Consider the following 13885-nt stretch of genomic DNA (forward strand, 5'->3'; position numbering starts at 1 on the left):
GATTGTTTGTAAAAGCGATTAAAAATTGATTTTGATTGTAATTTTAGATTTATGAAGAATAACTAAAAAATTAGTTTTACTTAAGGCTTTATGAAAAATATTTAAAGAATCATAAAATTACTGTGAAATTTACGACAATAACGACCTTAACTTAAATGAAGTGGTCGGTTAATTTTGTATATCTGGAAAGTTGTCATATAATACAGCACTTTTAAAAAAACTGTTCCTACTCACTAATTTTTATCGAGGAAGCCATGCAAGTAACGACTGAAGCGGTTTCGGGCGTTGCCCGTCGTTTAAATGTTTCTGTACCGACGAGCCGTATTAACGAGCAATTTGAAGCTCGTTTGAAACGCACTGCCAAAACTGTGAAGATCAACGGCTTCCGTCCAGGTAAAGTGCCTGAAAACGTTGTTCGCCGCGAATACGGTGCGGGCATTTATCAAGAAGTTGTAAATGACATCATTCGTGATAGCGTTTTTGAAGCAATTCAACAAGAAAAAATCAATGCAGTAGGTATGCCGAACATTGATAAAGTTGAACATAAAGAAGATGCTTTAGTTTTTGAAGCGACTGTAGAAGTTTATCCAGAAGTTACAGTACAAGCATTCGACGGTTTAGAAGTTGAACGTAAAACAGCTGAAATTAAAGATGCTGACGTTGATGCTATGATCGAAAACTTGCAAAAGCAACGTCAAACTTGGGCTGTTACCAAGGGCATGGCGAAAAAAGACATGCAAGTGACTTTTGACTTTGAAGGCACTATCGACGGTGAAAAGTTTGAAGGCGGTTCTGCTGAAGACTTTAAACTCGTATTAGGCGCAGGTCGTATGATCCCTGGCTTTGAAGACGGCATCGTTGGTATGAAAGCTGGTGAAGAGAAAGTAATTGATGTTACTTTCCCTGAAGACTATCAAGCTGAAAACTTGGCTGGTAAAGCAGCTCAATTCAAAATCACTGTGAAGCAAGTTGAAAAATCAAAACTTCCAGAAATTGATGCTGAATTCTTAAAAATCTTCGGTGTAACTGAAGAAGAAGGCGTTGAGAAATTAAAAGCTGACGTTCGTAAGAATATGGAACGTGAAGTTCGCAATGGTTTACGTAACCAAGTTAAACAAGCTGCTTTTGATGCACTTGTTGCTGCGAACGAAGTTGAAGTTCCAACTGCAATGGTTGCTCAAGAAATTGACCGTCAACGTCAACAAATGGTTCAACAGTTCACTCAACAGTTCGGTGGTGCAGGCGCGCAATCTTTTGACAAGAGCATGCTTCCTGACGAATTGTTCAAAGAGCAAGCAGAGCGTTCTGTTAAGCTTGGCGTATTAGTGAGCAAAGTTTTAGCTGACGCTAAACTTGAAGTTGATCAAACTCGCGTTGATGCTTACATTGACGACATGGCTTCTTCTTACGAAGATCCAACTGAAGTGATTGAATACTTCAAAAATGATGCTCAACAACGTGCTCAAATTGAAGCTGTTGTATTAGAAGATCAAGTTGTTGATCACATCTTAGCTGCTGCTAAAGTGACTGACAAACCTGTATCTTATGATGATTTATTAAAAGAACAACAAGCTCGCCGTATGGGCTAATCTTTTAAGAAGTCAGAAAAAGGCGCTTTAAGCGCCTTTTTCGTTTTTCAATATGTGGTTAATTTGAGTGCGACATTAAGTACTTAGGTATAAATAATATAATATTTCAGTGCGAACCTTTTGCAATTTGAGAAATTATCCCGCATATTGTTGCCATAGGTTAAGTCACAAAAAATTTAGGAATAAATAACGTATGTATGTTCCAACAATTGAAAATGCTTTAGTTCCTGTTGTGGTTGAACAATCTTCTCGCGGCGAACGTTCTTTTGATATTTATTCACGACTTTTACGTGAGCGCGTCATTTTTTTAACAGGTGAAGTTGAAGACAACATGGCAAATCTAATTGTTGCCCAAATGTTGTTTTTAGAAGCTGAAAACCCTGATAAAGATATCCACCTTTATATCAACTCTCCAGGTGGTTCTGTGACAGCGGGCATGGCTATTTATGACACGATGCAGTTTATTAAACCTGATGTTGTGACATATTGTATGGGTCAAGCTGCGTCAATGGGTGCATTCTTGTTAAATGCTGGTGCTAAAGGCAAACGCTATTGTTTAGAAAATGCCCGTGTCATGATTCACCAACCATTGGGTGGTTTCCGTGGTCAAGCATCGGATATTGAAATTCATGCGCGTGAAATTCTATTTATTAAAGAACGTTTAAACCGCTTAATGGCAGAGCACAGTGGTCAAGACTACGAAACAGTTGCTCGTGATACTGACCGTGATAACTTTATGACAGCACAGTCTGCTAAAGAATATGGTTTGGTTGATCAGGTGCTAAGTAAGCGTCCATAAGGACCTTCTTAATATAAATAACTTGAGATGTTGAAAAAGATCTCCATTTAGTTATTTATGCAGTGCATCTTGCCCTAATATTTAAGATTCTATTTGTGGAGTGAATATGTCCGAACATCCTCAAGGACAAAAACATTGTTCATTTTGCGGTAAAACGCAGTCTGAAGTCGGGAAACTGATTGCAGGTGAGGACGCATATATTTGTAATGAGTGTGTGGATGTCTGCTTAGACCTTGTACAAACCAGCCAACAGGTTGAAGCAGGGGACTGGGCGAGTAAGGCATTACCAAAACCACATGAAATACGTGCTGCGCTTGATCAATATGTGATTGGTCAAGATCTTGCCAAAAAGACATTATCTGTTGCGGTTTATAACCATTATAAACGCCTAAAAGTTGGTCATAATGGCCAGGTGTCTAAGGAAGTAGAAATTGCTAAAAGTAACATTCTACTGATTGGACCTACAGGTTCGGGTAAAACTTTACTTGCGCAAACATTGGCTCGCCTTTTAGATGTTCCATTTGCAATGGCAGATGCAACGACATTAACCGAAGCTGGTTATGTGGGTGAAGATGTTGAAAATATTGTACAAAAGCTTTTGCAAAAAGCTGACTACGATGTAGAGAAAGCTCAGAAGGGCATTATCTATATTGACGAAATTGACAAGATTACGCGTAAATCTGAAAATCCGTCAATTACGCGTGATGTTTCTGGTGAAGGTGTACAACAAGCATTGTTAAAAATGATTGAAGGTACAGTTGCTTCTATTCCTCCGCAAGGTGGACGTAAGCATCCGCAGCAAGAGTTTATCCAAATTGACACTTCGAATATCTTGTTTATTTGTGGTGGTGCATTTTCTGGTTTGGAAAAAATTGTACAGCAGCGTCAAGAGAAAGGCGGTATTGGTTTTACAGCTGATGTTAAAAACAAAGATGAAACCAAAAAACTTGCTGAATTGTTCCGTCAGGTTGAGCCAACCGACTTAGTGAAATTTGGTTTAATTCCAGAATTTATTGGTCGTTTACCGGTGATAGCGACTCTTGAAGAGTTGGACGAAGAAGCATTAATGCAAATTTTGACTGAGCCAAAAAATGCATTAACTCGCCAGTATCAATATCTTTTCACCATGGAAAATGTTGATCTGATTTTTGAAGATTCTGCATTGCGTGCGATTGCGAAGAAAGCACTTGAACGTAATACGGGCGCGCGTGGTCTACGTTCTATTATGGAGAACGTACTGCTTGAAACCATGTACGATTTACCAAGCCGTAATGATGTCGGAACAGTCATTATTAATGAGGCGGTAATTAATGGTGAAGCAGAGCCTGTTTATCAGTCTGAGCGTCAGCCTAAAGAAGCTGTAACACATGAAAGTGTTGCAAAAGCTGATTTAAAGGTGATTGATTCGAAGTCTGCATAGATTTCATTCATCTAAAAAGCATGAATCGCTCCGGTGATTCGTGCTTTTTTTGTTTTCAATTTATGTGGGTGGTGTTAATCTTAAAAATACAAAATACGCATAGTTTTGCGGTGTAAAAAATAAATCAAAAACAAAACGCTTTGAGGGATGCCATGCGTTATTTAATCGTATCTTTGTGCTGTGCCGGACTGTTTGTGGGCTGTCAAAGTTCATCTCATTTAGAAAAAAATACGGGTGAATTGACTGCCACCTTACCCAAAGTTAATGTTGAAAAAGAACCCGGACTATTAGATCAATATCACGTAGGTGGTTTTGCGATGGGTGGTTGGGTTAATCAAAAATTGGGTCAGACCTTTGCTCCGATCAAACCGCAAAACGCACAAGCTGCTGTCGTTTATCTTTATCGACCAGACACGAAATGGAATCGTCAGGAAATCGCAGCGATTAACCTTTTTGTGAATGGTAAGCGGATTCCGAGCCTTCTGCATAATCATTATTACTGGATTGAATTGCCAGCAGGGACTTATCGTCTTTCTGCGAGCCGCCCTTTATTGGGGATTCATTTTCAAGAGCCAAAATATATGGATATAACTGTTGAGGCTGGAACGTCTTATTATTTGAAATATGATGAAGAAAATAAAATGGACCGAGGTGAACACACTGGGCCATTTATGTTAATGCAAGATAATATTGGCCGTAGAGAAATTGCCTTTACCGAATTGAAATCTTCAAGCTACAATTTCGTGGCAGAAGATGCATCAGGCAAGATTAGACATAAGCCACAAGAATTAAAACCTGCCAAATATGATGAAAAATCAGATGTGCATCTGATTAAGCCTTTTAAATTATGGAATCCTTTAACTTGGTAACGACCTGCAAAAGATAAAGAAAAGTTAAGACTTTTCTTTATCTTTCATCAGTGGAGCAATAATTTTAAGCATCTCTTCTTGCATATGATCTCGTGCTTTAGGGTCATTAAAGGTCTGTTGTCCTAACTCCATCATATATTCTGAAATTTGCCCCATAATTTGTACATTTTTACGTGTAATCGATTGGCCTTCTGGGGTTTTTAAAAATTTAAGATTCGCTTGGATCTCTTCTTCAGAATATGTCTTTAAGTAAATATCTTGTAAAGCTTGCACAGTTTTAGGATTGCTGATCAGTTGGTTACTTGAATCTTTCAATAGTAAACCGAGCTTTTTGGCAGCTTCTTTTTCTTTCGGGCCTAAGGTTTTAATGCCAGTAATATTACTAACAATCTGTTCTGCCTGTTGATCATAATAAGGCGTTAATTCATTAATTGATTCTTTAAGCAGGTAATCAATTTGGCTCATTTGCATGAGTTCTTTTACTGAACTTAATTTGGCAGGAGAAGCAAATAAGCTTGTCGTAATGCAGCTTAGGCAGAGGCTAATTGAAAGATTTTTAAGAATAGGGCGAATAGTCATGAAATGACCTATATTCAATATATGGCGAGAGAGTGCATTTATTAATAGCACAGATTGAAGAAGTAATTGTTACAATTCTTTTCAGATTTTAAAATAAAAAAAGAATGCATAAAAAAGCACCGAATCCGGTGCTTTTCTTGATTAGCCTGCCGCAGCGTCGACTACTGGAATTTTTCCAATTTTTGCTTGCCAGATTTTTGGAGCGATTGCATGAATTGATGTACCGTTTACATCAACTGCAACAGAAACAGGCATATCTTCAACTACGAATTTGTAGATTGCTTCCATACCTAAGTCTGCAAACGCAACAACTTCAGCTTCGCGAACAGCTTTAGATACAAGGTAAGCTGCACCACCAACTGCCATTAAGTAAGTTGCTTTATTGTCTTTGATTGCTTCAATTGCTGTAGGACCACGATCAGCCTTACCAATCATGCCAAACAAGCCAGTATGCTCAAGTACTTTACGTGTGAACTTGTCCATACGTGTTGCAGTTGTAGGGCCAGCAGGACCAACCACTTCGTCACCCACTGGATCAACTGGGCCAACGTAGTAAATAAACTTACCTTTAAGATCAACTGGTAATTCTTCACCGTTGTCGATCATTTCAACCATACGTTTGTGCGCAGCGTCACGACCTGTGTACATTGTTCCGTTAAGGAGTAATGTGTCACCTGGTTTCCAAGAATCCATTTCTGCTTGAGTAATGGTATCAAGGTTTACACGTTTAGATTTTGAAGAGTCCCAAGTTACAGATGGGTAGTCTTCAAGTTTAGGTGCCTGAATATGAGCTACACCTGAACCATCAAGCTGGAAGTGTGCATGACGAGTAGCAGCACAGTTAGGAATCATACCTACTGGTTTGCCCGCAGCATGACATGGGTAATCTTTAATTTTAATATCAAGAACAGTTGTTAACCCGCCAAGACCTTGAGCGCCAATACCAAGTGCGTTTACTTTTTCAAAGATTTCGATACGAAGTTCTTCGATTTTGTTTTCTGGGCCACGACGAAGTAATTCGTCCATGTTGATTTCTTCCATGAGTGCTTCTTTAGCAAGCATCATGGCTTTTTCAGCAGTACCACCAATACCAATACCGAGCATACCTGGAGGACACCAGCCTGCACCCATTGTTGGTACAGTTTTAAGTACCCAATCAACAATCGAGTCAGATGGGTTAAGCATCGCAAGTTTAGATTTGTTTTCTGAACCGCCACCTTTAGCAGCAACAGTAATATCTACTTTGTTACCCGGAACGAGTTTGTAGTGAATTACAGCAGGGGTATTATCTTTTGTATTTTTACGACCAAATGCTGGGTCTGCAAGTACAGATGCACGAAGAACGTTGCTATTTTCAAGGTAACCTTGGCGAACACCTTCATTTACTGCATCGTCTAAGCTCATTGTTAAATCAAATTTAACATCTAAGCCCACTTCAAGGAAAACGTTAACAATACCAGTATCTTGGCAAATTGGACGATGACCTTCCGCACACATGCGAGAGTTAATTAAAATTTGTGCAATTGCATCCTTTGCAGCTTGGTTTTCTTCGCGATCATAAGCACGGCTCATCGCTTGGATAAAGTCTTGCGGGTGATAGTACGAAATAAACTGTAGGGCGTCCTTGATCGATGTAATCAAGTCATCTTGTTTGATAATCGTTGTCATACCAGAAAATCTCTTGAGCGGGCTGTTAGCTAGCGGGCTAAATTATATGACAAAAAGATCGTTTTGTGGGAGATTGGTTGATCTTTTGACCGAAAGTCGCATAGGACTATATAGGGAACATTTAAACGTCAGAGATAGGAAAATTATTTATTTTGAAACGATTAAAATAAAAAAAAGCCATTTGAGCGGACATCAAATGGCGAGAGGTAGAAACAGATAAAATTATTAATTATTTAGCAGCAGCTTGCTGTTCAGCCTGAATTGCTGTTAATGCAATGGTAAAGACGATGTCATCTACCAAAGCTCCGCGAGACAAGTCGTTGACTGGTTTGTTTAGCCCTTGCAGCATTGGTCCAACGCTCACCACATTTGCAGCACGTTGTACTGCTTTATAAGTCGTGTTGCCTGTATTTAAATCAGGGAAAATAAATACATTGGCACGGCCTGCAACTCGCGATTCTGGTGCTTTTTGGCGTCCAACGCTTTCAACTGAAGCTGCATCGTATTGAAGTGGTCCATCAATAAGTAAATCAGGGCGACGTTGCTGAGCAATTTGAGTGGCTTGTTGTACCTTCTCAACATCAGCACCTGTTCCAGAAGTTCCAGTTGAATAGCTGATCATGGCAATACGCGGGTCAATCCCAAATGCTTTCGCTGAGTCGGCTGACTGAATCGCAATTTCAGCCAGTTGTTCTGCTGTAGGGTCTGGATTAATCGCACAGTCGCCATATACATAAACTTCATCTGGTAAAAGCATAAAGAAGATGGATGAAACCAGTGAATAATCCGGTGCTGTTTTGATGAGCTGGAATGCAGGACGGACAGTATTCGCTGTGGTATGTACTGCACCAGAAACTAAGCCATCTACTTCGTCCAAGGCTAACATCATTGTACCGAGTACTACGGTGTCTTGAAGTTGTTCTTTCGCCTGAAGTTCGTTGAGTTTACCTTTACGCAGCTCGACCATTGGCGCTACATATTGGTCGCGAATACTATCAGGATCAACAATTGCTAATCCGGCTGGTAATTCAATACCACGAGCTTTTGCAACATCCTGAACCACCTCTGGTTTTGCGAGCAAAATGCAGTCAGCAATACCACGTGCCTGACAAATTGCCGCAGCTTGAATGGTGCGTGGCTCATCGCCTTCAGGAAGTACAATTCGTTTTTTCGCTGCAATTGATTTTTGCACTAGTTCATGACGGAAAGCCGATGGAGATAGGCGAGGGGTAGCTGCATTGTTACTGTGCTGCTTAAGCCATTCGACATCAATATGACTTGAAACAAATCGGGTCACTTGCTCTGCACGTTCAGTATCATCGACAGGAATTTCATTACCAAAGTCAGATAAACGCTGAGCAGTTTCTAATGTATTGAGGCGTGTATGTAAAATTGGCAAGCCTTGCTTGATCGCACTTTGGCAAAACTCTAAAAGCTCAGGAGCTGGTGCTTCACGTTCAGTAAGAACCAAACCTGCGAGTGGAATACCATTGCTGGTTGCCAAACTGCTTGCAAGTAATACATCTGTACGTTCAGATGCACTAATAATCAGTTCACCCGCAATAAACTTATTGAGTTCATATTCAATGCTTGAGGCAATTAAACTCGAATGCAAAATACGGCGTGTTTTAGCTTCACCTTGATGTACCCATTGCCCATCAATGACGTTCGCAATATCTAATGTTCTAGGTACGCTTAGCGTATTACTAAATGGGACTAAACCAATAATCGGTAAATCGCTAGAGCCAAAATAACGATTATATTTTTGCAACTCACTTGTAAATTTTGCGATGTCTTCAGTTGGGCGTAATGATGGATCAAACGCAACAGGAATTTGTGCTGTTTCTTCAGTTAACCCACGGGTACGCATAAAGAGTACGCCCGCAGTACGATTTGAAGCTGCACCGCCAAATTGACGTAAATGAGCATCTACTTTTTCTGCGGCTTTTTTCGGATTTTGAATATCTGCTGTGCTGACCAAGACGACTTCTGCATCAAGCGCTTGTGCAAGACTTGCGTTGAGTTCACTGGCAAAGTGGTCTTGTCCGTTAGGTAATAAGCCTTCCACAATAATGACATCGTGGTCTGCTGCAACACTACGGTGAAGGCTAACAGCTTCTTCAAGTAATTCATCTACTTCCCCAGCGGCAATAAGCTGAGTTAATTTTTCATGCGAAATAGATTGAACTGTTTTACTTTGAAATAAATGACCGAATAATGAAGTGGTTCGATCAAGATGCTCTTGGTCTTCTTGAGAAAATGGTTTTAAAAAGCCTGCTTTAATCCCGTTGCAATCAAGTGCGTAAATCATACCTAAGCAGGCAGAGGTTAAACCAACCCCTTCGCCTGTAGGAATCAATAAAATTGTATTCATATAAACCTATAAATAAATATCGAGTTTTCGCTGAGCTCTAATTAAGCAAGGCTTGCTACAGATGCTATATTTTCTGCCGCTTCAACAACTTGACGAGTTTCTTTGGCAATACGGCCTTCTTCATCTGTAGGAATGACCCAAATTTGTGGACCAGTTCCATTATCGATTCGGCCTTCAGTGCCACGCTTTAGGTTATTGTTTTGATCTTTATCAAGCTGCAACCCAAAATGAGGTAAATAAGCTAAGGTTTTTTCACGAATATAAGCTGAGTTTTCGCCAATACCGCCTGTGAAAATTAAACCGTCCAGAGTTGGTAAACCACAGCTTAATGCTGCAAGTGATTTTGCAAGGCGATAGCTAAAGACTTCAATTGCAAGACTAGCATCTTCATTGCCATTTTCAGCCGCTTCAATCACTGTACGCATGTCGTTAGACAATTGCGATAAACCAAGTAAGCCACTTTCATTATTTAAAACTTTATCAATTTTTGCTAAATCCCAACCTAGGTTTTTCGCAAGAAAGCTATGTAAACTTGGGTCGACGTCACCACTACGGGTTCCCATTACCACACCTTCAAGTGGAGTGAGGCCCATAGACGTATCAACACTTTGTCCATTCCATACTGCGCAAGTTGAACTGCCGTTCCCTAGATGCGCTGTTAACCATCCACCTTTTTTCAAGTTACCTGCGAGTTCACTTGCTTTATCAGATACATAGGCGTGGCTTGTACCATGGAAACCATAACGGCGAACGTTATGATCTGTAAATAAAAACTTAGGAATTGCATAACGGTAGGCATGCGGTGGCATGGTTTGGTGGAATGCTGTGTCAAATACGGCAACTTGAGGTAATTCAGGAAATAGGCGTACAGTTGCGTCAATACCAATTAAATGTGCAGGGTTATGAAGCGGAGCCAAAGGCGTTGCTGCACGAATACGTTCAATAATTTCAGGAGTGAGTAATTCGGCTTTGGTTAAACTACCACCGTGTACAACACGATGTCCGATTGCTTGCGGTTTGTAGTTGGCAAGACGTGCAAGTAAAGTTTCTAAAGCTTTGGCATGGTCAGCATAGGGAATTGAAAGTTCAAGTGGTTCTCCCCCAACTGTAACTCCCTTGATACGAGCGTCAGCTGCTCCCAAGTTTTCTGCTAAACCGTAAATACGGTCTTCACGACGCTCTGAAACCAGCGCGTATTTAATAGATGAAGAGCCGCAATTGATAACTAATACTGATATAGCCACGTTGAAATACCCAAGTCCTGATTTAAAATAGTTTCCCTAACTTCCTGTTCAAGATGTATTATTTTTTTCATACAGATTGAACGGGTTGTCCTGTTTTAACATGTGTTGTTTTTCTGTCCAAGATAGACTTTAGGCCATTAGACTTAAGCACTATCGACCATCAAATTATTTGTCACTAATATTTGTCCAGTATAAAGCTTAACCACTGTATTCCTTGTTTTTTTATGAAGATAGAAACGGTTTTTTTGTATACATTTATGAAAAATAGAACCTGAACCAAATATGTATTTTAAATGCCAAAAGCTGATCGTTTATTAAAAGGGTGAACAACTTCGTTAAATTAAATTTTAAGCATATATTACAAATAATATACGTAATTGAAATTAAGATTTAACGGTATTAGTGGGAATTAAAAAGAATAAAACATAGGGTTATTAGAACTAAAAATTAGAGTGAAAAGCCCATCGCTTCTATAGTGATAAATATATTTTATTGTATTGATTTACAATAATTTTACCGTATTTTTAAGGGCTGGCTTAACTGTAAATACACCTAAATATTAAATAAATCTTTTGTCTCAAACATAAACTTACTATGCCTTTAAAGCTTGTGCTGAGGTCATTACAGCAGAATTGGCTGGGGTTGCATGTCTCTTTTTGCCTGAATAATATTGTTCATCCTTTTTCAAATGATTATAAAAAATATATCATTTGGTCTATTTTTATTTTCCGGCTTATCCGGTTGTACAGGAGCGTCCAGCATGGACTTGCCGAATCCAATATTGGCAAAAGTGACCGAGCGTGTAATCGCACGTAGTCAAAAAACTCGTTCTGCATATTTACAACGTATTGAACATGCACAAGGCAAATTTCCTGCTCGTGGGGCACTTTCATGTGCCAATCTGGCTCATGGTTTTGCCGGCATGGAAGATAATGAAAAATTAATTATTAAAGTGGGTCGTGAGCCAAATATTGGCATTGTGTCGTCATATAACGAAATGTTGTCGGCTCATGCACCTTATAAAACATTTCCAGATTTAATTAAAACAGCCGCTCGTGAAAATGGGGGAGTAGCACAGTTTGCTGGTGGTGTACCTGCAATGTGTGACGGTATTACCCAAGGTAATGCTGGCATGGAACTATCATTGTTCTCTCGTGAAACGATTGCAATGAGCACAGCGATTGCATTGTCTCATAACATGTTTGATGCAGCTTTATGTTTGGGTGTTTGCGACAAGATTGTACCAGGCTTGTTGATTGGTGCTTTGCAGTTCGGCTATTTACCGACTATTTTTGTGCCAGCTGGCCCAATGAGTAGTGGCTTATCTAATGATGAGAAAGCCAAAATTCGCCAGCAATTTGCAACGGGTCAAGTTGGCCGAGATGCTTTGCTAGAAGCTGAGTCAGCTGCTTATCACGGACAAGGGACTTGTACTTTTTACGGTACAGCCAACAGTAACCAGATGCTGATGGAAGTGATGGGTTTGCATTTGCCAAGCGCTGCATTTGTTCATCCTCACACACCATTACGTGATGCACTTACCGCAGAAGCTGCAATTCGTGTACTTGATTTAACAGTTGAGCGTGGAAACTACACACCGATTGGTCATGTTGTCGATGAAAAAGCAATTATAAACGGCATCGTGGCGTTACTCGCTACAGGTGGTTCAACCAACCATACTTTGCATTTGATTGCGATTGCTCGCGCCGCTGGCGTCTTGATTGACTGGGATGACTTCGATGAGTTATCGGCTGTTGTTCCATTGCTCGCAAAAATCTATCCAAATGGTAAGGCCGATGTAAACCATTTCCAAGCTGCTGGTGGGGTGGCTTTCCTCATTCGTAACTTACTTGAAGCTGGCTTGTTGCATAACGATGTAACGACAGTGGCTGGTAAAGGTTTGCAGCATTACACCAAAGAACCAAAACTGATTGATGGCAAGCTCACTTGGGTTGATGGTGTGGTTCAAAGCATTGATGACAAAGTTCTACGTAGTATTGATGCGCCGTTTCAACCAGATGGCGGCTTGCGTTTAATGCAAGGTCGACTTGGTCGTGGTGTCATCAAGATTTCTGCAGTTGCGCCAGAGCACCGTAAAGTTAAAGCTCCGGCAATCGTGTTTGATTCTCAAGAAGCAGTACAAGCAGCGTTTGATCGTGGTGAGTTACATCGAGATTTTATTGCAGTTGTTCGTTTCCAAGGTGCGCGTGCTAACGGTATGCCTGAATTGCATCGTTTAACTCCTGTGTTAGGTGTTTTACAAGACCAAGGTTTCCACGTTGCTTTAGTCACTGATGGGCGTATGTCTGGTGCTTCAGGCAAAGTTCCTGCGGTGATTCATTTATCTCCTGAGGCCTTATTAAATGGGCCGATTGCTAAAGTGCAAACAGGCGATATGTTGATTATTGATGCTGAGGCAGGCGTACTCGATGTTGAAATAGATGAACAGACTTGGCAGTCGCGTCCTGTTGCACAGCCAGAACATCAGGCAGAAAACGAAGTCGGTTTTGGCCGTGAATTATTTGGTGTTTTCCGTGCTGCTGCTGCGCCAGCTGAACATGGAGCATCTGTATTTGGTGCATTAGTTGGTGAAACTTCACCAGAGCAGATTTGAGTCAAAGGAACTGAAAAATAATGATTAAAATTGAAGATATCGTCAAATTAGGCCCAGTCATTCCAGTATTGGCGTTTGATTCTGCTGAGCAAGGTGAAGATGTATCACGTGCTTTACATGCTGGTGGTGTAAAAGTCCTTGAAATTACATTGCGTACCGCTGCGGGTCTTGCTGCTATTGAGCGTGCGAGCCAATTGGCGGATGACATTGTGGTGGGTGTGGGAACGATTACCAAGCCAGAACATTGTGCTCAAGCTAAAAAAGCAGGCGCTCAATTTGGTGTATCTCCTGGTTTGACCAAAGATTTGCATTTGGCTGCACAAGATGCTGGCTTACCTTTATTACCGGGTGTGATGACACCAAGTGACCTGATTCAGGCGATTGAGTTAGGTTATGAGATTGTGAAGTTCTTTCCAGCTCAACAAGCAGGTGGGGTTGAGATGCTAAAAGCATTTTATGGTCCATTTCCAAACTTACGTTTTTGCCCTACAGGTGGAATTACGGCAGAGTCAGCGCCAGATTTCTTAAAGCAACCAAATGTAGTGTGTGTAGGTGGTTCATGGTTGACGCCTAAAGCTGCTGTCGCTGCACAAGACTGGGCTGAAATTACTCGCTTAGCGCAAATTGCGAGTCAGTTGAGAGCATTGTAAATGTAGTCAATATTTATAAAAAATGAAGTGCATTCTATGTGCTTTAAGGCTGTATTGAGGTGGCCAGTTTGTGCTGGTC

The 13885-nt window shown here is 40.5% G+C and carries 10 protein-coding genes and 1 pseudogene; 6 read left to right on the forward strand and 5 right to left on the reverse strand.

Features of this window, described 5'->3' with window-relative positions; translation table 11 throughout:
* Positions 1-254: 254 nt before the first annotated feature.
* The 4 genes from tig to FY048_RS10925 all read left to right on the forward strand — a co-directional run bounded on the left by tig (position 255) and on the right by FY048_RS10925 (position 4677).
* Positions 255-1589 (forward strand): trigger factor, encoded by a 1335-nt coding sequence (gene tig, locus FY048_RS10910; RefSeq protein WP_016139317.1) that lies wholly within the window; start codon positions 255-257, stop codon positions 1587-1589.
* A gap of 193 nt (positions 1590-1782) precedes the next feature.
* Positions 1783-2388 carry an ATP-dependent Clp endopeptidase proteolytic subunit ClpP gene (gene clpP, locus FY048_RS10915; protein WP_003654845.1) on the forward strand — a complete coding sequence of 202 codons (606 nt, stop codon included), beginning with the start codon at positions 1783-1785 and terminating at the stop codon, positions 2386-2388.
* A 106-nt stretch (positions 2389-2494) separates the two neighbouring features.
* Positions 2495-3808 (forward strand): ATP-dependent Clp protease ATP-binding subunit ClpX, encoded by a 1314-nt coding sequence (clpX, locus tag FY048_RS10920; protein ID WP_042894773.1) that lies wholly within the window; start codon positions 2495-2497, stop codon positions 3806-3808.
* A gap of 152 nt (positions 3809-3960) precedes the next feature.
* Positions 3961-4677, forward strand: a complete 717-nt coding sequence (locus tag FY048_RS10925; RefSeq protein ID WP_446091124.1) for a DUF2846 domain-containing protein — start codon at positions 3961-3963, stop codon at positions 4675-4677.
* 24 nt (positions 4678-4701) lie between these two features.
* On the opposite strand, the gene FY048_RS10930 is transcribed toward FY048_RS10925, so the two are convergent.
* From FY048_RS10930 to FY048_RS10950, 5 genes and pseudogenes are all read right to left on the reverse strand, one after another.
* Positions 4702-5256 carry a DUF2059 domain-containing protein gene (locus tag FY048_RS10930; RefSeq protein ID WP_446091125.1) on the reverse strand — a complete coding sequence of 185 codons (555 nt, stop codon included), beginning with the start codon at positions 5254-5256 and terminating at the stop codon, positions 4702-4704.
* Between the two features lie 141 nt (positions 5257-5397).
* A complete protein-coding gene (locus FY048_RS10935) occupies positions 5398-6924 on the reverse strand; it encodes a fumarate hydratase (protein WP_446091126.1) in 1527 nt (508 codons plus the stop codon).
* A 229-nt stretch (positions 6925-7153) separates the two neighbouring features.
* Positions 7154-9298, reverse strand: a complete 2145-nt coding sequence (pta, locus tag FY048_RS10940) for a phosphate acetyltransferase (RefSeq protein WP_446091127.1) — start codon at positions 9296-9298, stop codon at positions 7154-7156.
* Between the two features lie 41 nt (positions 9299-9339).
* Positions 9340-10542, reverse strand: coding sequence for an acetate/propionate family kinase (locus FY048_RS10945; protein ID WP_446091128.1), 1203 nt, complete (start codon positions 10540-10542; stop codon positions 9340-9342).
* Positions 10524-10644 (reverse strand): annotated as a pseudogene (locus FY048_RS10950) (hypothetical protein). Before FY048_RS10950 ends, FY048_RS10945 begins: the two are co-directional and overlap by 19 nt.
* 658 nt (positions 10645-11302) lie before the next feature.
* Here FY048_RS10950 and edd point away from each other — a divergent pair.
* Complete coding sequence (gene edd / locus FY048_RS10955; protein ID WP_446091129.1) at positions 11303-13156, forward strand: phosphogluconate dehydratase; 1854 nt, start codon at positions 11303-11305, stop codon at positions 13154-13156.
* A gap of 20 nt (positions 13157-13176) precedes the next feature.
* A complete protein-coding gene (gene eda, locus FY048_RS10960) occupies positions 13177-13806 on the forward strand; it encodes a bifunctional 4-hydroxy-2-oxoglutarate aldolase/2-dehydro-3-deoxy-phosphogluconate aldolase (protein WP_005302210.1) in 630 nt (209 codons plus the stop codon).
* Positions 13807-13885: the final 79 nt, after the last annotated feature.

It is taken from the genome of Acinetobacter sp. 1124_18A (genome assembly GCF_052824995.1).

Coding starts and splice junctions, on each gene's coding strand:
- pta (WP_446091127.1), bottom strand. CDS start 9,298: ATGAATACAATTTTATTGATTCCTACAGGCGAAGGGGTTGGTTTAACC.
- FY048_RS10935 (WP_446091126.1), bottom strand. CDS start 6,924: ATGACAACGATTATCAAACAAGATGACTTGATTACATCGATCAAGGAC.
- clpX (WP_042894773.1), top strand. CDS start 2,495: ATGTCCGAACATCCTCAAGGACAAAAACATTGTTCATTTTGCGGTAAA.
- clpP (WP_003654845.1), top strand. CDS start 1,783: ATGTATGTTCCAACAATTGAAAATGCTTTAGTTCCTGTTGTGGTTGAA.
- eda (WP_005302210.1), top strand. CDS start 13,177: ATGATTAAAATTGAAGATATCGTCAAATTAGGCCCAGTCATTCCAGTA.
- FY048_RS10925 (WP_446091124.1), top strand. CDS start 3,961: ATGCGTTATTTAATCGTATCTTTGTGCTGTGCCGGACTGTTTGTGGGC.
- FY048_RS10930 (WP_446091125.1), bottom strand. CDS start 5,256: ATGACTATTCGCCCTATTCTTAAAAATCTTTCAATTAGCCTCTGCCTA.
- tig (WP_016139317.1), top strand. CDS start 255: ATGCAAGTAACGACTGAAGCGGTTTCGGGCGTTGCCCGTCGTTTAAAT.
- edd (WP_446091129.1), top strand. CDS start 11,303: ATGGACTTGCCGAATCCAATATTGGCAAAAGTGACCGAGCGTGTAATC.